The 21,694-nt window shown below is 71.9% G+C and carries 24 protein-coding genes and 1 pseudogene; 12 read left to right on the forward strand and 13 right to left on the reverse strand.

The window, feature by feature from the left end:
- Positions 1 to 229: 229 nt before the first annotated feature.
- Positions 230 to 1,387, reverse strand: coding sequence for a serine hydrolase domain-containing protein (locus tag ACQB60_RS29435; protein WP_496929191.1), 1,158 nt, complete (start codon positions 1,385 to 1,387; stop codon positions 230 to 232).
- A 146-nt stretch (positions 1,388 to 1,533) separates the two neighbouring features.
- On the opposite strand from ACQB60_RS29435, the gene ACQB60_RS29440 reads away from it, so the two are divergent.
- Entirely contained in the window at positions 1,534 to 2,193 is a 660-nt protein-coding gene (locus ACQB60_RS29440; RefSeq protein ID WP_496929124.1) for a TetR/AcrR family transcriptional regulator, read from the forward strand.
- Between the two features lie 46 nt (positions 2,194 to 2,239).
- Here the strand turns inward: ACQB60_RS29440 and ACQB60_RS29445 are convergent, their stop codons facing one another.
- Both ACQB60_RS29445 and ACQB60_RS29450 read right to left on the reverse strand, forming a co-directional pair.
- Positions 2,240 to 2,485 (reverse strand): DUF5133 domain-containing protein, encoded by a 246-nt coding sequence (locus tag ACQB60_RS29445; protein WP_496929125.1) that lies wholly within the window; start codon positions 2,483 to 2,485, stop codon positions 2,240 to 2,242.
- Between the two features lie 142 nt (positions 2,486 to 2,627).
- A complete protein-coding gene (locus ACQB60_RS29450; RefSeq protein ID WP_496929126.1) occupies positions 2,628 to 3,062 on the reverse strand; it encodes a MerR family transcriptional regulator in 435 nt (144 codons plus the stop codon).
- 64 nt (positions 3,063 to 3,126) lie between these two features.
- On the opposite strand from ACQB60_RS29450, the gene ACQB60_RS29455 reads away from it, so the two are divergent.
- The 3 genes from ACQB60_RS29455 (at position 3,127) to ACQB60_RS29465 (ending at position 5,053) form a co-directional block, all read left to right on the forward strand.
- Complete coding sequence (locus ACQB60_RS29455; protein ID WP_496929127.1) at positions 3,127 to 4,038, forward strand: NAD(P)-dependent oxidoreductase; 912 nt, start codon at positions 3,127 to 3,129, stop codon at positions 4,036 to 4,038.
- 106 nt (positions 4,039 to 4,144) lie between these two features.
- Positions 4,145 to 4,399 (forward strand): hypothetical protein, encoded by a 255-nt coding sequence (locus tag ACQB60_RS29460; protein ID WP_496929128.1) that lies wholly within the window; start codon positions 4,145 to 4,147, stop codon positions 4,397 to 4,399.
- A gap of 42 nt (positions 4,400 to 4,441) precedes the next feature.
- Entirely contained in the window at positions 4,442 to 5,053 is a 612-nt protein-coding gene (locus ACQB60_RS29465) for a chemotaxis protein CheB (RefSeq protein ID WP_496929129.1), read from the forward strand.
- 87 nt (positions 5,054 to 5,140) lie between these two features.
- Here the strand turns inward: ACQB60_RS29465 and ACQB60_RS29470 are convergent, their stop codons facing one another.
- Complete coding sequence (locus tag ACQB60_RS29470) at positions 5,141 to 5,335, reverse strand: DUF3040 domain-containing protein (protein ID WP_496929130.1); 195 nt, start codon at positions 5,333 to 5,335, stop codon at positions 5,141 to 5,143.
- A gap of 14 nt (positions 5,336 to 5,349) precedes the next feature.
- Entirely contained in the window at positions 5,350 to 5,766 is a 417-nt protein-coding gene (locus tag ACQB60_RS29475) for a CBS domain-containing protein (protein WP_496929131.1), read from the reverse strand.
- Between the two features lie 247 nt (positions 5,767 to 6,013).
- On the opposite strand from ACQB60_RS29475, the gene ACQB60_RS29480 reads away from it, so the two are divergent.
- Positions 6,014 to 7,063 carry an aldo/keto reductase gene (locus ACQB60_RS29480; RefSeq protein ID WP_496929132.1) on the forward strand — a complete coding sequence of 350 codons (1,050 nt, stop codon included), beginning with the start codon at positions 6,014 to 6,016 and terminating at the stop codon, positions 7,061 to 7,063.
- Positions 7,064 to 7,081: 18 nt separating this feature from the next.
- On the opposite strand, the pseudogene ACQB60_RS29485 reads toward ACQB60_RS29480, so the two are convergent.
- From ACQB60_RS29485 to ACQB60_RS29500, 4 genes and pseudogenes are all read right to left on the reverse strand, one after another.
- Positions 7,082 to 7,465 (reverse strand): annotated as a pseudogene (locus tag ACQB60_RS29485) (DUF4232 domain-containing protein); the annotation flags it as partial.
- Between the two features lie 295 nt (positions 7,466 to 7,760).
- Positions 7,761 to 8,474 carry a response regulator transcription factor gene (locus ACQB60_RS29490; RefSeq protein WP_496929133.1) on the reverse strand — a complete coding sequence of 238 codons (714 nt, stop codon included), beginning with the start codon at positions 8,472 to 8,474 and terminating at the stop codon, positions 7,761 to 7,763.
- Positions 8,471 to 9,856 carry a sensor histidine kinase gene (locus ACQB60_RS29495; protein WP_496929192.1) on the reverse strand — a complete coding sequence of 462 codons (1,386 nt, stop codon included), beginning with the start codon at positions 9,854 to 9,856 and terminating at the stop codon, positions 8,471 to 8,473. Before ACQB60_RS29495 ends, ACQB60_RS29490 begins: the two co-directional genes overlap by 4 nt.
- A 13-nt stretch (positions 9,857 to 9,869) precedes the next feature.
- Positions 9,870 to 12,128: an MMPL family transporter gene (locus ACQB60_RS29500; protein WP_496929134.1), complete on the reverse strand. Its 2,259-nt coding sequence runs from the start codon at positions 12,126 to 12,128 to the stop codon at positions 9,870 to 9,872.
- Between the two features lie 347 nt (positions 12,129 to 12,475).
- Here ACQB60_RS29500 and ACQB60_RS29505 point away from each other — a divergent pair, with 347 nt between their 5' ends.
- A complete protein-coding gene (locus tag ACQB60_RS29505) occupies positions 12,476 to 14,038 on the forward strand; it encodes an MFS transporter (RefSeq protein ID WP_496929135.1) in 1,563 nt (520 codons plus the stop codon).
- Between the two features lie 90 nt (positions 14,039 to 14,128).
- On the opposite strand, the gene ACQB60_RS29510 is transcribed toward ACQB60_RS29505, so the two are convergent.
- Positions 14,129 to 14,578, reverse strand: a complete 450-nt coding sequence (locus tag ACQB60_RS29510) for a carboxymuconolactone decarboxylase family protein (protein ID WP_496929136.1) — start codon at positions 14,576 to 14,578, stop codon at positions 14,129 to 14,131.
- A gap of 82 nt (positions 14,579 to 14,660) precedes the next feature.
- Here ACQB60_RS29510 and ACQB60_RS29515 point away from each other — a divergent pair, with 82 nt between their 5' ends.
- The gene (locus ACQB60_RS29515; protein WP_496929137.1) at positions 14,661 to 15,560 is read left to right on the forward strand and encodes a sigma-70 family RNA polymerase sigma factor; all 900 of its coding nucleotides are present in this window, start codon (positions 14,661 to 14,663) and stop codon (positions 15,558 to 15,560) included.
- Here the strand turns inward: ACQB60_RS29515 and ACQB60_RS29520 are convergent.
- Positions 15,538 to 16,518, reverse strand: a complete 981-nt coding sequence (locus ACQB60_RS29520; RefSeq protein WP_496929138.1) for a zinc-binding dehydrogenase — start codon at positions 16,516 to 16,518, stop codon at positions 15,538 to 15,540. The two genes, ACQB60_RS29515 and ACQB60_RS29520, sit on opposite strands and share 23 nt — an antisense overlap.
- Before the next feature lie 126 nt (positions 16,519 to 16,644).
- Positions 16,645 to 17,463 carry a dienelactone hydrolase family protein gene (locus tag ACQB60_RS29525; RefSeq protein WP_496929139.1) on the reverse strand — a complete coding sequence of 273 codons (819 nt, stop codon included), beginning with the start codon at positions 17,461 to 17,463 and terminating at the stop codon, positions 16,645 to 16,647.
- 310 nt (positions 17,464 to 17,773) lie between these two features.
- On the opposite strand from ACQB60_RS29525, the gene ACQB60_RS29530 reads away from it, so the two are divergent.
- Together ACQB60_RS29530 and ACQB60_RS29535 are read left to right on the forward strand one after the other, a co-directional pair.
- Complete coding sequence (locus ACQB60_RS29530) at positions 17,774 to 18,235, forward strand: hypothetical protein (RefSeq protein WP_496929140.1); 462 nt, start codon at positions 17,774 to 17,776, stop codon at positions 18,233 to 18,235.
- Positions 18,232 to 18,606 (forward strand): antibiotic biosynthesis monooxygenase family protein, encoded by a 375-nt coding sequence (locus tag ACQB60_RS29535; RefSeq protein WP_496929141.1) that lies wholly within the window; start codon positions 18,232 to 18,234, stop codon positions 18,604 to 18,606. Before ACQB60_RS29530 ends, ACQB60_RS29535 begins: the two co-directional genes overlap by 4 nt.
- On the opposite strand, the gene ACQB60_RS29540 is transcribed toward ACQB60_RS29535, so the two are convergent.
- Positions 18,566 to 19,228 (reverse strand): TetR/AcrR family transcriptional regulator, encoded by a 663-nt coding sequence (locus ACQB60_RS29540; RefSeq protein ID WP_496929142.1) that lies wholly within the window; start codon positions 19,226 to 19,228, stop codon positions 18,566 to 18,568. The genes ACQB60_RS29535 and ACQB60_RS29540 overlap by 41 nt on opposite strands.
- Positions 19,229 to 19,314: 86 nt before the next feature.
- On the opposite strand from ACQB60_RS29540, the gene ACQB60_RS29545 reads away from it, so the two are divergent.
- Genes ACQB60_RS29545 through ACQB60_RS29555 form a run of 3 tightly spaced genes read left to right on the forward strand, consistent with a single transcriptional unit; the run spans position 19,315 to position 21,690 of the window.
- Entirely contained in the window at positions 19,315 to 19,740 is a 426-nt protein-coding gene (locus ACQB60_RS29545) for a DUF4345 domain-containing protein (RefSeq protein ID WP_496929143.1), read from the forward strand.
- 55 nt (positions 19,741 to 19,795) lie between these two features.
- Positions 19,796 to 20,608, forward strand: coding sequence for a HEAT repeat domain-containing protein (locus ACQB60_RS29550; protein ID WP_496929144.1), 813 nt, complete (start codon positions 19,796 to 19,798; stop codon positions 20,606 to 20,608).
- Positions 20,602 to 21,690 carry a MerR family DNA-binding transcriptional regulator gene (locus tag ACQB60_RS29555; RefSeq protein WP_496929145.1) on the forward strand — a complete coding sequence of 363 codons (1,089 nt, stop codon included), beginning with the start codon at positions 20,602 to 20,604 and terminating at the stop codon, positions 21,688 to 21,690. Before ACQB60_RS29550 ends, ACQB60_RS29555 begins: the two co-directional genes overlap by 7 nt.
- Positions 21,691 to 21,694: the final 4 nt, after the last annotated feature.

The following is a 21,694-nucleotide window of genomic DNA, read 5'->3' on the forward strand; positions in this document are numbered from 1 at the left end:
CTGCGACACGTTGTCCGAGACACGTGCTCTCGGTGGCAGCGGGTGCCCTGAGGCAGCGCTCGCACACGGGCGCACGGCGATCCCGTCGCGGAACCGGAGGCGGGGCGATGGGGAGAGGCGCTTCCGGGCCTGGACGGGCGGCCGACGGGGACGCACTCTTCCACGTGCTGCCGTGTCGGCCGCTCCATCCCGCCCCGTCTGCGTGTCGACGGGCGCGCCCGCGCCGTGTTCAGCCGTACATCGCCACCTGGTACAGCGCCTCCAGCGCGGCGTCGACGGGGTGGGGCTGGGGCCTGCCCGTGGAGTCGAGGGTGTTCCAGCGCTGGAGGTTCACCGCGACGGCCAGTTGGCGCTTCCCGTCGGCGCGGGTCATGGCCAGGGTGCCGGCGCCCCAGGTCGTGCCGCCGTGGCCCCAGAAGGCGGGCCGGCCGGGCGACTTCATCGGGTACAGGCCGAGGCCGTACTCGATGAGCTTTCCCTCCTGGGAGACGACCGGGACGGTGTGCTGCATCTGGGCAAGCGACGACGGGCCGACGATCTCGCCGGCCAGCAGCTTGCCGAAGAAGCGGTTGAGGTCCGTGACGGTCGATATCAGCGAGGCCGCCGGTCCGACGAAGGACATGTCGTAGACGCTGAAGTCGCGCGGCGGGTCGATCATGCCGAACCACGACTCGTACATCTGTGAGTGCGGGCCCTCGATGTGCGGGCCGGTGGGGAGTTCGGTGTCGCGGAGCCCGGCGCGCTCGATGACGTTCTCGGTGATGCACTGCTCGGCCGTCGTGCCGGTCACCTCTGCCAGGAGTTCGGCCAGGAGCAGGTAGTTGGTGTTGGAGTACAGCCCGGGAGTGCTGCCCGGGGCTCCGGCGGCAGGTGCGCCGACGCCCATCGCGATCAGTTCGGTGCGGTCGAACCGCGTGAACCGGCTGTCGTCCAGGCTCTGCGGCCCGGTCTTCGCGGGCACCGGGAACCCCTTGAGGGAGGGGTAGGCGTACGGGAGGTACTCGGCGAGGCCGCTGGTGTGGTTGATCAGCATCCGGACCGTGATCGCGTCGCCGCGGGCTCCGGGGACCAGCTTCGGAAGGTACGTGCCGATCGGCGCTTCCAGATCGATCCGTCCGCTCTCGGCCTGCTGCAGCACCGCGGCGACGGTGAAGGGCTTGGTGACGCTGCCGACGCGGTGGCGCATGTCGGCGGTGACGGGGCGGCCGGTGGTGACGTCGGCGACGCCCGCGGCGCCGCGCCAGACCTGGCCGCCCGCGCGCACCTCGGCGAACAGGCCCGGCATTCCGGCGTGGTGGACGTTCTCCAGGGCGGCGTTGAGCTGCGCGGGATCCAACTGGTCCAGCCGATCCAGCTGATCCGACTTGCTGCTCACGGCGGGGTTCATGGCGGGGTTCACGGCAGAGCTCATGGCAGGCGTCCTCTCGTAGTCCCCGGGGCGGGCCCCCGGCACGCACTGATGCCCCGATTATGCACGCAGTGCGTGCAACAGCAAGTGCATAGGTTAGGGTGAGGACCGGAGAGAGGAGCGAAATGGCAGGTCGCAGGCGCTGGTCCACCGAAGAGATCCTGGATGCGGCGGCGGAGCTGCTGCGCACGAGCGACGCCGAGTCGTTCAGCGTGCGCAAGCTCGCCGCGACGCTCGGGACGGACTCCTCCAGCCTCTACCGGCACTTCCGCAGCAAGACGGAGCTGCTGCGGGCGGTCGCGGACCGGGTCCTCGTGGCCGCCATGGACGGCTACCGCCCCGAGGGCGACTGGAAGCAGCGCATCACCGCCCTCGCCCAGCGGGTGCGCGAGGCGTTCGGGCAGCAGCCGCAACTCGCCGCGGCCTGGGGGCGCTACGCGTCGGGCGGCGCCGGTTCCCGCCTGGTCATGGAGGAAGTCCTGCAGGCGCTACGGGAGTCGGGGCTGCCCGACGAGGAGATCCCGGCGCGCTACCACCGGCTCGTGGTGCTCATCGTCTCGCTGATCGCCTCCGAGGCCGGGGTCAGCATCATGACCTCCGAGGAGTACGAGCAGGGAATGGAGCTGTTCCGCGTCGCCGCACTCGGCGCCGACCCCGAACGCTTCCCCGCCCTGGCCCACTTCGCCCGCGACGTCCGCCCCCTGGGAGTGGACCGCCAGGCCGCGTTCGAGGAGATCCTCGCCGCTCAACTCGCCCACATCGAGGCCGGGATCGGGTCGAGGTAGGCAGCCGGGCGTTCGGCGGATCTCTTGATGTCCGTCAGGATGTCCGTCAGGAGGCGAGGGGCGAATCGTCCTCGAGGAGCGAATCGTCCTCGACCTTCGCTCCCGGAAGCCGGAGCCGGGCCGCGATGAGCGCGGCGTCGACGTCGCCGGTTCCGGTGGTCACGCACAGGGTGTAGGCGAGATCGTCCATGCGGCGCCGGGCGTCTTCGCTTCCGTCCTCCGCGTGCAGGACGCGCAGTGTTTCGTACTGCTCGACGAGATGGGGCAGAACGGCCGGGTGCGCCAACAGCATCGTGTGCCTCCTTCGAGCTCTCCCACCGGAGGGTGCGAGTGCGGGTAGGTGCGTCAGCTCGCGTACCCCGCCCCTGTGCGCGCACGCGTCCGCCGCGCACCACTCGCGGTGAGACATCGCACACCGCACACCGCACACCGGTTCAGTGGGCGACGGTTTCCCCGAGGGCGGGAGCAAGACAGACATCGGCATGCCCATCCGCATCCGCATCGGCTTCGTCGCCGGACGGCGGTGCGGCCGCGATGACGGTGTCCAGCGTGGTGCGCGCGGTCACGAGATCCGCTATCGCGCGGTCGATGCGCTCCCGCTCCCGGTGCAGATCGGGGAGCATCCCGGAACACGCAGGCATCAGCACCTGGCCGTCGTTGACCGTGCAGGGCAGCAGCTCGGCGATGGTGCGGGTGCTGAGTCCGGCGGCCAGGAGGGTGCGGATGCTCTGCACCGTACGCACGTCCTCTTCCTCGTACTCGCGGTATCCGCTGGGCCGCCGTCGCGGTGCCAGCAGGCCCTGTTCCTCGTAGTAGCGCAACAGCCGCTGGCTGACGCCGGTCCTGCGGGAAAAGGCTCCTATGCGCACGTGACCGCCCTCACACAGTGGCTCATTGACTCTCACACCGATGTGAAACCCTAACGTGCCGCTCATGACAACGCAGACCTCAAATTCCCACCTCAGCACGCCCGTTACCGTCGTCGGCCTCGGTCCCATGGGCATGGCCCTCTCCGAGACGCTCCTCGACAAAGGACACCCCCTGACGGTCTGGAACCGCACTCCGGGGAAGGCCGACGGCCTGGTCGCCAAGGGGGCCCACCGCGCGGCGACCCTCGCCGAAGCGGTGTCCGCGAGCCCCGTCACGTTGATGTGCCTCAAGGACTACGACGCCATGTACCGGGCCTTCGGCGCGGCCGGTGACGCCCTGGCGCACCGCACCCTGGTCAATCTCAACTCCGGTACGCCGAAGGAAGCCCACGCGGCGGTCAGTTGGGCGGAGGCCCGCGGCCTCGCGTACCTCGACGGGGCGATCATGGTGCCGCCGCCCCTCGTCGGACATCCCGAATCCGTCTTCCTGTACAGCGGTTCGCGGGAAGTCTTCGACAAGCACCGGGAGGCGCTGGCGAGTCTGGGCGACCCCCGCTTCCTCGGAGCCGACCCCGGCCTCGCGGTCCTCTACAACACGGCACTGCTCGAAATGATGTACGCGACCATGAACGGCTGGCTCCACGCGACGGCCCTGGTCGGCTCGGCGAACGTCTCGGCGGTGGACTTCGCCGAGATCGCCCTCGGCTGGTTCATGCCCACCGTGGTGAACCCCACGGCGCTCCTCACCCAGGCGCCCGACCTGGACCGGGCCCACTACCCCGGCGACCTCGGCACCCTGGACATGAACCTGAACGCGCTGGAACACATCGCCCGCACCAGCCAGGAACAAGGCGTCCACCCCGACCAGCCCCGGCAGATGAAGGAGCTCGCCGAGCAGGCGCGCGCCGCCGGTCACGGCGACCACAACTACCTGTCCGTCTTCGAGATCTTCAAGAAGGCGACGCAGGGCAGGTGATCCCCGTACGGTTTCGGGCTCGCTCTCAAGGGCACTCGTCCGGCGGCTGACGTGCGGATTCCCCAACTCCGGGGCACGGCACGCGGCTTCTGAGGCGGAGGACACCGTGACTGACGGCAGGCCGGAGACACCGGCCCATGGCGACGAGCCGAACACCGCACCGATACCGCGGGACTTGCCGGACCAGCAGGCCCTGCCCGGCGAGGACTCCTGGGACCGCGCCTCCCTGCGGCTCGCGGCGAGCAATGTGGCCCGCAGCCTGTGGGGGTACGTCGAGAGCGACGGCCTGACCGTCGTGCTCCGCACCACCGGGACGGGCGCGCCCCGGCCGTCGCCGGCCGGCGCCCCGTCGCCGGTCTGACCGAGGGGCGGGCTCCTCATGTGCACAGGCATGAGCACAGACATGAGCACAGGCTCACGGGCCGGTTCGCGCCGCGGCCACGGCGCGGTGCTGGTGGCGGCCTCCGCCGGAGGCGTGCAGGGCCTGGGGGTCCTGCTGGGCGGTCTTCAGGCGACGCTGCCGGTCCCCGTACTGGTGGCCCAGCACCTGAGGCGCGCACGCGAGACCCGGATCGTCACCGTCCTGTCGCGTTCCACCCCGCTCCCCGTCAAGCTGGCCCAGGAGGGAGAAGACCCTCAGGCGGGTACCGTGTACATCGCGCCGCCGGACCGGCACCTGTGTGTGAACGCGGGCGGGGTGCTGGGTTTGAGCGCGGCGGGCCCGGTCAACTTCGCGCGCCCGGCGGCCGACCCGCTCTTCGAGTCGGCCGCGCGGGCGCACGGCCCGCGGATCATCGCCTGCGTGCTCACCGGCGCTGACAGCGACGGAGCCCGGGGCGTGCGCTCGGTCAAGGCGCAGGGCGGCATCGTCATCGCGCAGGACCCGCTGTCGGCGGCCTTCCACGGCATGCCCAAGGCCGCCGTCGAGACCGGCAACTGCGACTTCGTCCTTCCCCTCGGCGACATCGCCCCGCTGATCGGGCGGGTCCTGCGCCGAGGCTGGCCGGAGAGCTGATGCCAGGGCCCGGAGAGCTGACGCCAGGGCAGAGTCAGGACCAGGGCCAGGACCAGGACCAGGACCAGGACCAGGGTCAGGGCCAGATCACCGTGTCCCGCGTCCTCGCCATGGCCACAGCACACTGCCGATCGAGGCGAGCGCGCGCAGCGGATGCCTGCGGGCAGGTGCGCGGGAGGATGCCTCGAACTCCGAGGCGAAATGCGGGTCTTGGCGCAGACCCCGTGCGATCTGGCTCAGCGTCCGGCGTTCCGGAGAACTCAATGGCCGCGCCTTCATCATGCCGACATGCCGGTTCAGTCGGTCGAGAGAGCTTCGATGAGGGCGCCGACCTCGGGGGAGGGCAGGGCCCGCGCCACGTCGGCCACCGTGACCATCCCGACCAGGGCGTGGCCGTCGATGACGGGCAGTCGGCGGACCTGGTGCATCGCCATGGTCGCGAACACCTCGTCCGCCTGGTCGTCCGCGCCGATGGTGACCGCCTCGCCCTGCGCGAGCTCCCCCGCGGTGGTGGTGGCCGGGTCGCGGCCCGCGCCGAGCACCTTGGTGACGATGTCGCGGTCGGTCAGCACCCCCTTGAGCAGGTTGTCCGTGCCGCAGATGGGCAGGGCGCCCACGTCGAGTGCGGTGAGGTGTGAGGCGGCCTCCAGAACGGTCTCGTCGGCGCCGACACACTGGGCACCGGGCGTCATGATGTCGCGGGCGGTGGTCATGGGGTGTCTCCCTACTGACGAGCGTGATGATGCGTGCCCGTCCCGGGTGCCCGGGGCCGTTCCGGTCACACACGGTCCGGCCGGAGGGCGCGGGGCGAGGCGGGACGGGGGTGCCGGGGCGCGAGGGTGCTTCTGCTGGAACTACGTTCGGCCGAGGGCTGGGTAGCCTCCGCGGCCTGGCGAAACATGGAGGTCAGCGCCGGGGACAACGGCGCAAGGACCTCAACTCGCAGGAGAAGCAAGCAACATGAGCAGCCTTCCCACCACCGCGCTCGGCACCACCGGAATGGACATCACCCGCGTCGGCTTCGGCTCCTGGGCGGTCGCCGGTTCCGGCTGGCGCTTCAGCTGGGGCGCCACCGACGACGCCGAGTCCGTCGCCGCGATCCGCCACGCCGTCGCCTCCGGCGTCAACTGGATCGACACCGCCGCCGTCTACGGGCTCGGGCACTCCGAGGAACTCGTGGGCAAGGCCGTCGCCGACCTCCCCGAGGCGGACCGCCCGTATCTCTTCACCAAGGCCGGTCTGGTCTGGGACCCGGAGAATCCGGCCGCCGCGCCCCGGCGGATCATGAAGCCCGCCAGCGTACGCCGTGAGGTCGAGGACTCGCTGCGGCGGCTCGGCGTCGATCACATCGACCTGTACCAGGTGCACTATCCCGACACCGGTGAATCGCTGGAGTACGCCGGTGGCGGCTTCGGCGCCGTGTCGCCCAACGCCACGCCGCTGGAGGAGTATTGGCAGGTGATGGCCGATCTGAAGGCGGAGGGAAAGGTCCGCGCGATCGGCCTGTCCAACCACTCGGCGGAGGAGCTGGAGCGCGCCGAGGCCGTCGCCCACGTGGACGTCGTCCAGCCGCCCTTCTCGGCGATCAACCGCTCCGCGGCCGCCGAGATCGCCTGGGCCAAGGCCCACGACACCGGCGTCATCGTCTATTCGCCGATGCAGTCGGGCCTGCTGACCGGTGCCTTCACCAAGGAGCGTGCCGCCGCGCTCACCGCCGACGACTGGCGCTCCGGCCACGCCGACTTCACCACCGGTCTCGACGCCAACCTCGCCCTGGCCGACGCCCTGCGTCCCGTCGCCGCCCGGCACCGGGTGTCCGTCGCCGAGGTGGCCATCGCCTGGGCCCTGGCCTGGCCCGGTCTGACCGGCGCCATCGTCGGCGCCCGCAGCCCGCAGCAGGTCGACGGCTGGATCGACGCCGGTTCGCTCGCCCTCACCGAGGCCGACCTGGCGGAGATCGCCGAGGCGATCACACGCACCGGCGCGGGCGTGGGCCCCGCTCGCCCGTAGTGCGCACCGCTGCGGCTGTTACTCGGTGGTGTGGGTGGGGAAGACCTGGACGTCGGTGTAGGCGCCCTTGATGGCGCCTGCGTTCTCGGGCCAGTTGAGGGTGACGGAGTGGGTCTCGTTGGGGGGCGTCACTTCGATGCTGGTGGGGGAGGCGAGGCTGTTGCCGCTGCTGTCGATGGTGTAGGCGAGGTTGAAGACGGCCGCGTCGCCGGGCTTGAGGGTGGTGACGCGGGGCTGGGCCTGGCCGCGCTCGATGGGGCTGGAGGTGTTGTCCTCGTCCTTGATGTCGACGCCCGCGAAGCCGGTGGCGGAGCAGGTGGCCGAACCCCGGTTGATCATGGTGATGTTGATGCGGCCGGAGGTCTTGTCGGGCGCGGCGTCGGCCGCGTCGATGGCCAGGTCGGCGGTCTTGCATAGGGGGAGCTTGCCGCCGCCCTTGCCCGCGCCGCTGGCAGCCGCACCCGCCTCGGCCTCCTTGCCCGAACCCGCCGTGCCGTCACCGGCGTTCGAGCCTCCGGCGTTCGAGCCGCCCTCGGGCTTCGCGCCGTCCTGCTGCTTCTACCCGCCGTCCGACTGCGCGCCGCCACCGGACGACGAGGACGAGGAAGAGCCCTTGTCGGTGGCGAAAGCATTTGTATCCCGCACCGAGTCACAGGAGATCGCCCGCGACGTCTTCGTTCTGTCACAGGCGAACTGCCTACGACAGTCGATCCGTGCCGCTGGGAGAGCCGCCGGGAGAGCCGCCGGGAGAAGCGTGCGCCAGGCCCGTCCGGTAGGCGATGACGACGAGTTGGGCCCGGTCGCGGGCCTCCAGCTTCGTCATGGCGCGCTGCACGTGGGCGCGGACGGTGAAGGGGCTGAGGTACATCCGCTCGGCGATCTCCTGGTTGGAGAGGCCGGTCGCCACCAGGGCCACCATCTCGCGTTCGCGCGGGGTGAGTAGGGCGAGCTGCTCGGGGTCCTGTTGCGCGGCCGTGTCCGGTGTGGCCAGGAAACGGGTGACCAGGGAGCGGGTCGCGGCGGGGGAGAGGAGGGTGTCGCCGTCGGCGATCGTCCGCACGGCGTGCAGCAGGTCCTCGGCCCCGATGCCCTTGCCGATGAAGCCCCCGGCTCCCGCGCGCAGCGCCTGGGCGACGTACTCGTCCGTCTCGTACGTGGTGAGGATCAGGATGCGGCTGGACCGCAGCTCCGGGTCCGCGCAGATCTCCGTCGTGGCGGTGAGACCGTCCACCTCGGGCATGCGGATGTCCATGATCACCACGTCCGGGCGCAGCTCCCGGGTGAGTCGCACGGCCTCCCTGCCGTCGCCGGCCTCGCCGACCACGGTGATGTCGTCGGCGGAGTCGAGGAGCATGCGGAAGGCGCTGCGCAACAGGGCCTGGTCGTCGGCGAGCAGCACACGGAGCGTCACGGGGCCTCCCCGGCCGCTCCGTCGCCCGTACGGCTGTTGCCTGTACGGGCGTTGCTCGTCCCGCCGTTGCCTGATGCGTCGTCAGTCATCTGTCTCTCAACGGTTGTTGACCGGTCGTCAGTCCTGCGTGCCGGGTCCTTGACGGGCGGCAGCGGCAGTTGGGTGGAGACGAGGAAGCCGCCCTCCGGGCGCCTGCCCGCGGAGAGGTGTCCTCCGATCGCGGTGGCACGTTCCCGCATCCCGATCAGGCCGTAGCCGGGCGCACGGTCTGCGTGGCCCGCCTCCGTGGACGTACCCGGCGCCGTGCGGGCGTCCCTGCTCCCGCTCCCGCCCCTGCCCCCGCCCTCGTCCGCGACGGTGAGGGTGACGCGGTCGCGGTCCCAGTCGATGCGGACCTGGGCGGTGCCGCTGCCCGCGTGCTTGGTCACGTTGGTCAGGGCCTCCTGGACGATGCGGTACGCGGTGAGGTCCACGCCCGGCGGCAGCGGCCTGGCCGTGCCCTCCTGGTGCACCGAGACCTCCAGGCCCGCGCGGCGGAAGGACGCGAGGAGCGTGGGCAGTTGGGCGAGACCGGGGGCCGGTTCGGCGGGCCCGGCCGCGTCGCCGTCGTCGGTCTGGCGCAGCAGGCCGACCGTGGCCCGCAGGTCGTCGAGGGCGTCGCCGGTGGTCTCGACGAGTTCCTTGAGGCTCTTGCGGGTCTGTTCCGGGCGGGTGTCGAAGAGGTGGGCGGCGACGGTGGCCTGCGCGTTGGCGAGGGTGATCTGGTGGGCCACGAGGTCGTGCAGTTCGCGGGCGATGCGCACCCGTTCCTCGGCCACTCTCCTGCGGGCCTCGCTGTCCCGGCTCTCCTCGGCCCGCAGCGCCCGCTCCTCCACGGCGGCCAGGTAGGCCCGCCGGTTCTGCACCGAGCGGCCGAGCACGCCGGCCACCAGCGGGAACGCCGCCACCGCCCCGACCCTGCTCGCGTCCTTCCACGAGAGGGCCCCGAACAGGGGGGTGGCGGCGAGGAGCAGCGCCGCGGAGATGAGCAACACCGCGATCGCCGCGCGCCGTTCGTTGCGCACGGTGCGCGCGTAGGAGAAGGCGGTGATCACGGCGGGGGCCACGATGAGCGGGCTCAGCAGGAGGCCCAGGGGCGGCACCAGCATGCCGCTCGCGGTGGTGACCGCCATGGCGGCCAGGGGCGCCCGGTGCCGCAGCGGCAGCACGGCACTGGACACCACGGCGATGACGTAGGCGGCGAGGGACGGCGGTGAGAGCGGGCCGTCGTCGTCGCGGAGCACGCCGCCGAGCAGGCAGAGCGCGAACGCCGTCGCCGTGACCGCTGCCTCCCGCCACCACCTGCCGCGTGGTCGCGGGCCGCCGGCCCCTGTGTCCGTCACCGTCATGGCCGCCTCAGTGCCGGTGCCGGCCGACGGGCAGCGGCGGGGGCGGGGGCGGGGGAGGCGGCACGGCGGCGTCCGGCGCGGCCGCGGGGGCCGGGACGTGCCTGGTCAGCTTCTCGCCCTCGATGTCCACGTTCGGCAGCACACGGCTCAGGATACGAGGCAGCCACCAGGCCCGGCGGCCGAGCAGGGCGAGGACGGCGGGCACGATCGCCATCCGGACCACGAAGGCGTCGAAGGCGACGGCGGCCGCCAGGCCGACGCCCATCGTCTGGATGGTCGGGCTGCTCATGCCGATGAATCCGGCGAACACGCTGACCATGATGATCGCCGCCGCGGCCACCACGCGTCCGCTGTGCCGGAAGCCGCCCACGATCGCCTCGCCGGGGGCCGCGCCGTGGACGTACGCCTCCCGCATGCGGGAGAGGAGGAAGACCTCGTAGTCCATGGCGAGGCCGAACACGATGCCGATGATGAGGATCGGCATCAGCGACATGACCGGCCCGGTCTGCTCGATGCCGATCAGGTCCGCCCCCCAGCCCCACTGGAAGACGGCGACGAGGACGCCGAAGGCGGCACCCACCGACAGCAGGAAGCCGAGCGCCGCCTTGACCGGTACCAGGATCGAGCGGAAGACCACCATCAGCAGGAGCACGGCCAGGCCGATGACGACGGCCAGATAGGGCAGGAGGGCGTCGGACATCGCTTCGGAGATGTCGATGTTCATGGCGGTGGTGCCGGTCACGAGGATGCCGGCGCCCGTGTCGGCCTCGACGCCGGAGACCGCGCCGCGGATCGCGTGCACCAGGTCCTTGGTCTCGCCGCTGTTCGGCGCGGTCCACGGGACGGCGGTGAGGACGGCTGTGTCCTTGTCCTTGCTGAGGACCGGGTCACCGACCGACGCGACCCCGTCCACTCCCCGTACGGTCTTGACGACCTGGTCCGTGGTGGCGCGGGTGTCGCCGGACTTCGAGGTGTCCACGACGACGGTCAGCGGGCCGTTGAAGCCGGGGCCGAAGCCGTCCGACAGCAGGTCGTAGGCGCGGCGCTCGGTGGTCTCCACCGACTTGGACTCGTCGCCGGGCAGCCCGAGTTCGAGGCTCAGCGCGGGCAGGGCGACGGCGCCGAGACCGAGTCCGGCGACCAGCAGGACGGGTACGGGGCGGCGCAGCACGAACCGCGCCCAGCGGGTGCCGAGCCCGGCCCGGCCCGCTGCGGCGGGCACCGGGTGCGGGTGCCGGGCGGTCTTGCGGGCGGCGCGGGACAGGACCCGGCGGCCGAAGAAGCCGAACAGCGCGGGGACCAGGGTCAGGGCGACGAGTACGGCGAGGGCCACGGCGCCCGCGCCGCCCATGCCCATCTTGGTGAGTTCGGGGATGCCGACGACCCCGAGGCCGACGAGGGCGATGAAGACGGTCGCACCGGCGAAGACGACGGCGGATCCGGCCGTGCCCACCGCCCGGCCCGCGGCCTCCTCCGGCTCGCGGCCCCGGGCGCGCTCGTCGCGGAAGCGGGAGGTGATGAAGAGGGCGTAGTCGATGCCGACCGCGAGGCCCAGCATCAGGGACAGGATGGAGACGGTGGACGTCAGGCCCAGCGGCACGGTGAGCGCGGAGACCAGGCCGAAGGCGATGGCCACGCCCACGAAGGCGGTCAGCAGCGACAGCCCGGCCGCGACCAGCGAGCCGAGGGCGAGGACGAGGACCACCGCCGCGACCCCCACGCCGATGATCTCCGTGGTGCCGCCCGGCTCCTCCTCCGAGTCCAGGGCCGAGCCGCCGGTCTCCACGGTCAGCCCCGCGTCCCTGGCCTGGCCCGCGGCGTCTTCGAGGGCGCCCTTCGTCGACGCGGTCAGGTCGGCGGTGTCCGCGCCGTAGGTGATCGTGGAGTAGGCGATGGTGCCGTCCTTGCTGACGGCGCCGGTCTCATAGGGGTCGGTGACCGAGGCGACCTGCTCGCCCTTGTCCAGGGAGTCGAGCGCGCCCTCGACGGCCGCCCTGTGCTCCTTGGCCGTCACCCGCTGCCCGTCCGGGGCCTGGAACACCAAACGGGCCTCGGCGCCTTGGGAGTTGCTCTGCGGGAAGCGCTCGTCCAGCAGGTCGAACGCCTGCTGCGACTCGGTGCCGGGCATGGAGAGGTCCTCGTCCTCGCCCTCCGGCGCCACGGCGGCGGCAGCGACGGCCAGCACCAGGCCGCCGAGCCACAGGCCGAGCACGAGCCGGCGCCGCCGGAAGGCCCACCGTCCGATCCGGTAAAGAAATGTCGCCACCTGTCGATCACTCCAGACGCCGCTAGGCAAGGGGAAGGCGCGCTGCGCGTTGTGCGCGATGTCCGTGTACGCGCTGCGCGGTTGCGCGGATGCGCGGTTCTTACGCGGCTCCCACACTTCCCTCCGGCGTCCCCGCCGGGCATCGTCCGCCGTCGCCGTCTTCCCTTGGTGCGCCTGGACCAGCCGTGCGGGGGTCCTGGTGCGTACGCACTACGAGAGGCGTGACCGGGGCCTTCAGCGCCCCGGGCGCCGCCTGAGCCCCATCGCGCCCCACGCCATGAGTGATCCAGCTCACTCTGTGCAGCGCTCGACGCGCATGTGAGACATCATTGTGTCATTCTTAACGCATGCGTCTCACGTCACCCGTCCTCGACCCCGCGCCCACGCGCCGCCCCACCGCCAACCGCTGGCTCGTGCTCGCGGTGCTCTCCGGCAGCCTGCTGCTCATCGCCATGGACACCACGATCCTGAACGTGGCGTTCCCCTCCCTCGTGGGCGATCTGCAGCCGGGCGCCGTCGAGCAGCTGTGGATCATCGACATCTACGCGCTCGCGCTCTCCGGGCTCCTCGTGACCGCCGGAGCGCTCGGGGACCGCTGGGGGCGCAAGCGGCTGCTGCTCACCGGGTTCGCGATCTTCGCGTTCGCCTCGCTGCTCGCGGTGTTCGCCACCGCGGCCTGGCAGGTCATCGCGGCGCGGGCGCTCCTCGGCGTGGGCGGTGCGACGATCATGCCGTCGACGCTGTCGATCCTGCGCGACGTGTTCACCGACGCCAGGGAGCGGGCCTTCGCGTACGCGGTGTGGGCGGCCGTCTTCGGCGGCGGCATGGCGCTCGGCCCGGTGGTCGGCGGACTGCTCGTGCAGGACTACGGCTGGCACGCGGCGTTCCTGCTCAACATCCCCGTGGCCGCGCTGATCATCGCGCTCGGCGCCCGCATCCTGCCCGAGTCGCGCGCGCCGCGCACCGGCCGCTGGGACTGGTGGGGCGTGGGCCAGTCCGTCGTCGGCATGCTCGCCCTCGCGGGCGGCATCAAGCAGCTCGGCAAGAGCGGCCTCACGGACCCCCTGCCGTGGGCGCTGCTCGCCCTCGCGGCGGTGGCCCTGACCGTCTTCGTGCGCCGTCAACTCCGGCTCGACCAGCCGCTGTTGCAGGTCCGCCTCTTCACCCGGCGGCCCTTCAGCATCGCCGCGGCGGCGATCTTCCTCGGCATGGTCGGGATGGGCGCGGTGCTCTTCCTCGTCACGCAGTGGTTCCAGTACGGGCAGGGCTACTCGCCGCTGGAGGCGGGTGTCCGGCTGCTGCCCGCGCCGCTCGGCCTGATCGTCACGTCGATGCTGACGCCGTCGCTGATGCAGCGCTTCCCGATCCGGCACGTGATGGGTGCGGGCCTGGTGACGATGGCCGCGGGCCTCGCGCTTCCCTGGGTGTTCCAGAACGTCGGCTCCGGCGCCGTCGGCTATCCGGAACTCGCCGTCTCCCTGGGCGTCCTGGGCCTGGGAGTCGGCGTCGCGACCACGGTGGCGTCCGTGACCCTGATGGCGGCCACCCCGGCGTCGGACGTCGGCGGCGCGGCCGCCATCGAGGAGACCTGCTACGAGCTGGGCGCGGCGATGGGCGTGGCGATCCTGGGCAGCCTCGCGACGGCGCTGTACCGAAGTGAGCTGCCCCAGCTGGGAGTTGACGCCTCCGTCGCCGACAAGGTGCACGCGTCGGTGGGCGAGGCGGCGCACGTCGCCGAGTCCGTCGGCGGCGCGACCGGGCGCGCGCTGCTCGACGCGGCGTCGGGCGCGTACACGCAGGCGCTGGGGCCGACGCTCCTGGTCGGCGCGGCGCTCAGCGTGGCCGCGGCGGTGGCGGCGTGGGCGTGGGTGCCGCGGGGGCTGCGGCCCACTGAGGAGACGGTGCACTGAGGCGGTGCCATACGGCGGTGCGTCAAGAGGCGGCGTACACCGAGGAGTTGGGGCGGGTGCCCTCCGTACGGAGGGCACCCGCCCCCGGGCTCACCAGCTCTTGCCGGCCTGCTCCCGGGTCGAGCGGTTGATGCGGTTGAAGAAGTTGGTCATCGCGACCTCCAGGACGATCGCGCCCAGTTGCTCCTGCGTGAAGTGGCCGGCGGCGGCGTCCCAGATCTCGTCGGTCACGCCCGGCGCGCCGTCCTGGATCCGGGTGGCTGCCTCGGCCAGCTCCAGGGCCGCCCGCTCCTCCTCGGTGAAGAAGGGCGTCTCGCGCCACGCGACCACGTTGTGCACCCGTTCGTCGCTCTCACCGGCCTTCTTCGCCGACTCGACCGAGGCGAAGACGCACGGGCTGCAGCCGTTGATCTGGCTGGCCCGCAGGTGGATCAGCGACAGCAGGCCCTTGTCGACGCCCCCGGCGTGAATCGCCTTGTGGAGGTGCTGGATCGCGGTCACCAGGTCGGGGCCGGGGGCTCCCTTGAGACGTGCTTCCATCAGTCCTGCTCCTTCATCGGTTACCTGTGCCCTTCCGGGCCCGTCATCCCCATGACGGAGCGAAGCCGAGGAAGGTAACCACATGTCCGACACCAGTCCCACGGAGCTGACGGGCTCGCTGGCCGAAGCGTTCGAGTCCCAGCGCGACCGGCTGCGCGCGGTCGCGCACCGCATGCTCGGTTCGCACGCCGACGCCGAAGACGTGGTCCAGGAGGCGTGGCTGCGGCTCTCCCGCCAGGACGCGGACACCATCCAGAACCTCTCCGGCTGGCTGACCACGGTCGTCGGCCGTCTCAGCCTCGACGCCCTGCGCTCACGCCAGGCCCGCCCCGAGTCTCCCTACCCCGAGTCGCCTTACGACGACCCGCCGCTCGCGTACGTGGTGACGGCCGACGACGGCTCCGCCCCCGAGGACGACGCGATACTCGCCGACTCGGTAGGGCTCGCACTCCTCGTCGTCCTCGAATCGCTCCGGCCCGGCGAGCGGCTGGCGTTCGTGCTGCACGACCTGTTCGCGGTGCCCTTCGAAGAGATCGGCCAGATCCTCGGCAAGTCGACCGCCGCCACCAAGATGCTCGCCAGCCGCGCCCGCCGGAAGGTGCGCGCGACCGAACGGCCCGCAGCGGCCGGGCGCGAGCAGCGCGAGGTGGTCCAGGCGTTCCTGGCAGCCGCGCGCGACGGCGACTTCGAGGCGTTGCTGCGCCTGCTCGACCCCGAGGTGCGGCGGACCGTCCACACCCCGAACGGCGTGGTCGTCACCCTCGGCGCCACCGAGGTCGCCGCGGGGGCGCGGCTGTCGGCCGGCGCGGCGACGCGCGGGCGGGCGGTGCTCGTCGACGGCCTGCCCGGCGTTCTCTCCCTGCACGAGGACGGCACCCCGCTCGCGGTCGTCGCGTTCACCGTCGTCGACGCCCGGATCACCGGCATCACCGCCGTGGTCGACCCGGCCAAGCTGGCGCTCATGGTGCTGCCGGCACCATGACCACCTTGCCGAACTTCCCCGGCCCGGCCAGCCGGGCGTACGCCTCATGGTGCCGCTCCAGTGGGAAGGCGGCGTCGACAGGGACCCGTATCCGCCCCTCGGCCAGGAGCGGGAGGACGTGCGTGCGGACCGTGGCCGCGAGGAGGGCCTTCTCGGCGGGGGAGCGGCCACGGATGGTGGTGCCGATCAACTGGGCGCGCGCCACCATCAGATCGAACATGCGCAAGGGGGCCACCGTCCCGCCCTGGACGCCCACGACGAGAATCTTCCCCCGCGTACGCAACAGCTCGACCCGCCGTAAGCAGTCCTCCCCGCCGACCAGTTCGACGACGACGTCGTACGGAGCCCGGGTGCTCTCCTGACCGGGCGCGACGACGTCCAGGCTGCCACCACCGGGCACAAGTCCCCTTACCCGATCGTGCAGTTCGGCCCGGCGCACACTCGCCACGACGTGGGCACCCGAAGCGGCGGCCACCTGCACCATGGCCGTACCGACGCCGCCAGCGGCCCCGGTGACGAGCACCCGGTCGCCCGCACCGACCCCCGCCTGAACGACGAGGGCATCCCAGGCGGTGCTGAACGCCTCCGGGAAACCCGCCGCCTCCGGCCAGGACAGCCCCGCGGGCACCGGCAGCAGCAACTCGCCCGGCACCACGATCCGTTCGGCGTGCCCACCGCCGCCCACGAGGGCCATGACCCGGTCGCCGACGCCCACTCCCGTGGAGCCCGCTCCCGTGACGCCCGCGCCGACCTGCTCGACCTCACCGGCGACTTCGAGTCCGGGGACGTCGGCGGGCCAGCCCGGCGGTGCCGGGTAGTCGCCCCGGGCCTGCTGGAGGTCGGCCGCGTTGAGCCCTGCGGCGCGCACCCGCACCACCACGAGTCCGGGCCCGGCGACCGGGTCGGGGCGCTGCGCGAGCCGGAACGTACCGCTGTCGTCGATCACAACTGCCTGCATGATCGCGCCCCTACCCATCGCGGGCGCGGCGCTCACGCGGTCGGGGCGAGCGGTGCCCACCGCGCAACCGAGAGAGCGCTTGGGTCGGCACGGCTCGCCGACTCAAGCGCTCAGGGGCTCAGTTACTCACTTGCTGAGATGCCGGGCGAAGAACTGGGCCGCGGCGTCCCCCGCGAACCGGGGGACACCAGCATGCCCGCCCATGTTCGCGTTCAGTGTCTTCTCCTTGCTGCCGAAGGCGTCGAACAGGTCCAGGGCGGCCTGGCGGTGGCCCCCTTCGTCGTCCCACTGCAGCAGGACGTGCAGCGGAATGGTGACCCGGCGGGCCTCCTCGTAGATGGCGCGCGGCACGAAACTCCCGGCGAACAGGACGGCGGCCGCGATGCGCGGTTCGACCACGGCGAGCCGGACGCCGATGGAGACCACTCCCCCCGAGTACCCGACCGGGCCACCGAGCTCGGGCAGCGCGAGGAGGGCATCCAGGGCGGCCTGCCATTCCGGGACCACCTTGTCGACCATCGGCAGGACGAGCCGGTCGATGATCTCGTCGCTGACGGGTTCACCGGCCTCCATGGCCCGCCGCAGGTCGGCGCGGGCCTGCTCGGCTTCGGGCCAACGGGGCCGGTCACCGCTTCCGGGGAGCTCGATGGTGGCCGCGGCGAAGCCGTCCGCCGCGGCGTGCCGGGCCCGCGCCACCAGCCGGGGGTACATCTTGTCCAGCCCGAGCGGAGGGTGGCCGAGCAGGATCAGCGGCGCCGGTGCGGCCGCGGACGCGGATGCGGGGGTCCACAGGATGCCGGGGATCTCGCCGAGGGAGCCCGGGGTGCCGGGGGTATCGGGGGTGTCGGGGGCGCCGAGGGTGAATGTGCGCTCGAGGACGCCGTCGTCGAGACGCTGTTCAGAGGTGAAGTGCTCAGAGGCGAAGTGCCCAGAAGTGAGGTGCATGGTCGTGCCTTTCGGGAGAGCTCTGAAACGGCGCTCCCGGACGACCTGCCTATCGTCGTCCGACCGTGACCCCGGAGGAGAGCACCCACGTCGATACGTTCACGGGTACCACCTCCTCTTTCTCTCGCACGGCCTCCGGGAAAGTAGCAGCGGCTGGTGCGGACCGCCAAACGGTTTTCCGCGGAGGCGCGCAGCTCACGGAGTGGGCAGAAAACTTGACGGAAGGTGTCAAGTAACCCCGTCAGCATGGCTCCCGACCGACCGACCGACCGACCGACCGACCGCACCGGCCAGGCCAAGGAGCATGCCCATGCATCGTCATGACCCCGCAGCTACTACCGATACCGCTACGGCTACCGCAGCCACTCCAGCTGCCGCCTCCGTCAGACCCGACGCATCGGCGTATGCCTCGCTGCGCCGGATCCTGGCCCTGGACGCGAGTGGAACGCTCGTCTTCGGACTGGCCTACGTCGTCGCGGCAGGTCCTCTCGCCGGTCTCCTGGGGGTGAGCGACGCACTGCTGCTCACCTCCGGTGCCCTGATGCTCGCCATCGGTGCGGGCGCCGCGGCGCTGGCCCGCCGTCCTCAACCCCCGCGCGCAGCAGTGAAGTTGTTCGTCGCGGTCGGCATCGCGTGGGCGGCCGTCAGCGCTGCTTCTCTCGTCTTTGACTGGTGGGATCCCAATGGCCTCGGCGTCGCCTGGACCGTCGTGCAGACGATCCCCGTCGCCGTGTTCGCCGTCCTGCAGCTCGCCTGGCTGCGTACCTCATGAGCGAGTACGTATCCGGCGTGTCCGGCGCACCCGTCACGTTCGTCAACGTCTTCGACATCGCCGCCGAGCAGCTCGACGCGTTCATCGCTCAATGGGAGCGGCGCGCCGCCCTCATGAGTACCAAGCCCGGCTTCCTCGACTCCCGGCTGCACCGGGCCCGTTCCTCGCAGACCCGGTTTCAGCTCGTCAATGTCTCGCACTGGGAGAGCCAACAGGCGTGGGAGGCCGCCACGGCGGACGGTGAATTCCGGGCGCGCACCCACGCCGCGAGCACCGACCCGCGCACACCCGTCATCTCAAACCCGGGCCTGTACGACGTCGCGGCTGAGTTCATCGCGGGTGCCGAAGAGTCGGAGGCCCGCCGCCGGTGAGCGGGGGCCCATCGCCTGTGATGGGCCCCAGTGCCCCGGTCAGCGCGCCGATCGCGATGTCGCGCAGCCGGGTGCGGGTGTAGCCGCGCGGGTGGTGGGTGAGCCAGTCCACGCACAGGGCGCGTACGAAGACCAGCCAGCTCATCACCGCTGCCGACGCCATCTCCCGCCGGGCGGCGTCCAGTTGACCGGCGTCGAGGTCTATGGCGACGAGGACGCGGCGGCGCAGTTCGTCGAGCTCGTCGTTGATGATGCCCTGGATGACCTGGTCGCCCGCCAGGCCCCGGTTCGCGGCGAGGACGGTGTGGCGGTTGGCGGCGAAGTAGTCGATGTGGGCGTCGAGCCCGGCCTTGAGCCATTGGGACGGGGGCGTGTCGGGGTCGAGCTCGGTCGCGGCGAGCAGCCGGCCCGCGGCCTGCCGGTAGACCGCGGCGAACAGCTCGCGCTTGCCGGGGAAGTGCCGGTAGAGCAGGGCGCGCGAGACACCGGCCCGTTCGGCGACCTCCTCCATGAGGACGTCGTCGTACGGCTTCTCGGCGAACAACTCCGCACCCACGTCGAGGAGTTGATTCGCCCGTGCGTCGGGGGAGAGGCGGCGGCGAGCTGGGGTCACGCACCCCAAGGTACTTGACGCGTGTCTACTTACCGCCCTACCGTCACGTTAGTAGACGCGGGTCTACTAACGTGACGTGACGGAGGGTGCCGGACGTGACCAGACTCAGACTCCTCACCGTGCTCTCCTGGGCCATGGGCGTCATCTGCGCCGCCATCGGGATCTACCACCTCGTCCTCGGGATCGCCTCGGTACCGGGCGAGACCTCGGCCGGTGCCACGGTGGACAGCCGGGAGCGCTTCTACAACGCGATCTTCCTCGGATACGGCCTCGCCTGGATCTGGGTGGTCAGGCAGACCCCGATCCGCGCCCAGCTGGTGCGCGGGCTCGCCGCGATCATGCTGATCGGCGGCCTGGGCCGCCTGCTGTCCGCCGCCGTCCACGGCTGGCCGCACTGGTTCCAGATCCCGCTGACGGTCATCGAACTCGTCCTGCCGCCGCTGTACTTCTGGCTCGCCGACGCCGACGAGCCGCGCCTTTCGCACACCGCGACTCCTGACCGGGCGAGCGACCTCGCTTGACCTTGACACCGTGACAACCCCTTCACTGCGTCTCAAGGAGAAGGAGGTGGTCCCGATGGCCACGATGAGACGGCAGGGCACGGAGACGGGGACGGGAACGGGGACGGGGACGGGGACGGGAACGGGGCAGCAGGACTCGGATGTGGCGCGAGCGCTCCGGGGGCTGGAGGACGACCGTCCGTCCGTACGCCTGCGGGCCGCTCTGGCAGTCGGCACGGCGCCTGACCCGCGCTTCGTCGACAAGCTCATCGAGCGCTGCGCGATCGAGCCCGAGTTCTTCGTCCGCGACATGCTGACCTGGGCGCTCACCCGCCACCCGGTGTCCATGACGCTGCCCTGGCTGCTCCGTGAAGTCCGTTCGGAGCGCCCGCAGGCGCGCAGCCAGGCACTGCACACGCTGTCCAAGATCGGGGACCGGCAGGCGTGGCCCGCGATCACGCGGACGCTGCTGTCCGACGCCGACGACGAGGTGGCGCGGAGCGCCTGGCGTGCCGCGGTCGTGCTCGTACCGGAAGGCGAGGAGTCCGCCCTGGCCGAGGCGCTCACGTCGCAGCTCGGGCGCGGCGGGCGGGAGACGCAGCTGAGCCTCAGCCGGGCCCTGGTCGCCCTGGGCGAGGCGATCGTCCCGGTTCTGGCCCCTCATGCTGCGTCGACGGCCGCTGACCCGGGCATGCGTGCGCACGCGCTCGCCACCCAACGACTGCTGCGCGACCCGGACGCCGGCTTCGAATCGGCGATCGAGGAGGCCAAGCGCGTCGTGGCCCTCGCCGGAACCCCGGGAAGGACAACCGAAACCCCGGGAGGACGGACAGCCGGAACCCCGGGACGGACAGCCCGAGGCCCAGGACGGACACTGGACTCGTGCTGATCGGTGAGGTGGCGAGACGGTCCGGGGTCAGTGCCCGCATGCTCCGGCACTACGAGTCGATCGGCCTGGTGCGGCCTTCGGGCCGTACGGGCTCCGGCTATCGGGAGTACGCGTCGGGGGACATCCGGCGGATCTTCCACATCGAGAGCCTGCGGTCGCTGGGCCTGTCGCTGCGCGAGATCGGGCGCGCGCTGGACGACCCCGACTTCACGCCCTCGGAACTCGTCGGCGACATCATCCGTCAGACGCGCGACCGCATCGCGGCCGAGACCGAGCTGCTCACGCGGCTGCGCAGGATCGACGCCGCGGATCCCGCCGACTGGGAGGACGTCCTCCAGGTCGTCGCGCTCCTCCAGGCGCTGAGGTCGCCGAACGCCGACGCCCGCCAGCGCGCGGCCCTTTCTTCGGCCTCTTCCGCCGAGGGGGTTCCGGTGCCGGTGGAGGCCCTGGTCGAGGCGGTGTTGAGCGAGACGGACACGAACGTCGCCGGTGCGCTGCGGTGGGCGCTGGCGCGCTCGGGCGACGGCAGCGGTGATGGCGACGGCGGCGGTGATGGGGACGGCGGCGGGCCGGCGCTTCTGGCGGCGGGCCTCCGCTCACCGGTGGCCGCAGTGCGGAACCGCGCCGTCCAGTCCCTCGCCGTGCTGCCCGGTCACCAGGCGACCGCGTACCTGCGGGACGCCCTCGCGGACCCCGACGTCGCGGTCCGCGGGTGCGCGGCGCTGGCGCTCGGGACACGGGGAGCGGCCGAAGCGATCCCGACGCTCATCGACATGATCGTGGAGGGGCGGAACGACACCGACGCGGCCGACGCCCTGAGCGAGCTGGCCGCCGACACGGCGACGGCCGACCGGATCGCGACCGTACTCGTCGACCGCCTCGCCCACGACAGCCACGTCACCCACGACACCACCGAAGCGCCCGCGCGCGGACGGCTGACCCAAGCGCTGGCGGGCATTCCGGGGGCGACGGCGACACGTGCCCTCGTAGAACTGTCGGGCGACGAGGACCGTGCCGTGGCGCTCACGGCCGCGTATCTTCTCCAGCTCCGCGACGCACGCACACGTGCACGCGCACACTGACGGC

The organism is Streptomyces odontotermitis, assembly GCF_050510915.1.
GTDB lineage: Bacteria > Actinomycetota > Actinomycetes > Streptomycetales > Streptomycetaceae > Streptomyces.

What these genes read in the sequence shown, in the direction of transcription:
- ACQB60_RS29445 (WP_496929125.1), bottom strand. Translation starts at nt 2,485, where the DNA reads ATGCTGTTGGCGCACCCGGCCGTTCTGCCCCATCTCGTCGAGCAGTAC.
- ACQB60_RS29505 (WP_496929135.1), top strand. Translation starts at nt 12,476, where the DNA reads ATGCGTCTCACGTCACCCGTCCTCGACCCCGCGCCCACGCGCCGCCCC.
- ACQB60_RS29475 (WP_496929131.1), bottom strand. Translation starts at nt 5,766, where the DNA reads ATGACCACCGCCCGCGACATCATGACGCCCGGTGCCCAGTGTGTCGGC.
- ACQB60_RS29440 (WP_496929124.1), top strand. Translation starts at nt 1,534, where the DNA reads ATGGCAGGTCGCAGGCGCTGGTCCACCGAAGAGATCCTGGATGCGGCG.
- ACQB60_RS29550 (WP_496929144.1), top strand. Translation starts at nt 19,796, where the DNA reads ATGGCCACGATGAGACGGCAGGGCACGGAGACGGGGACGGGAACGGGG.
- ACQB60_RS29455 (WP_496929127.1), top strand. Translation starts at nt 3,127, where the DNA reads ATGACAACGCAGACCTCAAATTCCCACCTCAGCACGCCCGTTACCGTC.
- ACQB60_RS29530 (WP_496929140.1), top strand. Translation starts at nt 17,774, where the DNA reads ATGCATCGTCATGACCCCGCAGCTACTACCGATACCGCTACGGCTACC.
- ACQB60_RS29435 (WP_496929191.1), bottom strand. Translation starts at nt 1,387, where the DNA reads ATGAACCCCGCCGTGAGCAGCAAGTCGGATCAGCTGGATCGGCTGGAC.
- ACQB60_RS29480 (WP_496929132.1), top strand. Translation starts at nt 6,014, where the DNA reads ATGAGCAGCCTTCCCACCACCGCGCTCGGCACCACCGGAATGGACATC.
- ACQB60_RS29510 (WP_496929136.1), bottom strand. Translation starts at nt 14,578, where the DNA reads ATGGAAGCACGTCTCAAGGGAGCCCCCGGCCCCGACCTGGTGACCGCG.
- ACQB60_RS29525 (WP_496929139.1), bottom strand. Translation starts at nt 17,463, where the DNA reads ATGCACCTCACTTCTGGGCACTTCGCCTCTGAGCACTTCACCTCTGAA.
- ACQB60_RS29465 (WP_496929129.1), top strand. Translation starts at nt 4,442, where the DNA reads ATGAGCACAGGCTCACGGGCCGGTTCGCGCCGCGGCCACGGCGCGGTG.
- ACQB60_RS29520 (WP_496929138.1), bottom strand. Translation starts at nt 16,518, where the DNA reads ATGCAGGCAGTTGTGATCGACGACAGCGGTACGTTCCGGCTCGCGCAG.
- ACQB60_RS29515 (WP_496929137.1), top strand. Translation starts at nt 14,661, where the DNA reads ATGTCCGACACCAGTCCCACGGAGCTGACGGGCTCGCTGGCCGAAGCG.
- ACQB60_RS29470 (WP_496929130.1), bottom strand. Translation starts at nt 5,335, where the DNA reads ATGATGAAGGCGCGGCCATTGAGTTCTCCGGAACGCCGGACGCTGAGC.
- ACQB60_RS29535 (WP_496929141.1), top strand. Translation starts at nt 18,232, where the DNA reads ATGAGCGAGTACGTATCCGGCGTGTCCGGCGCACCCGTCACGTTCGTC.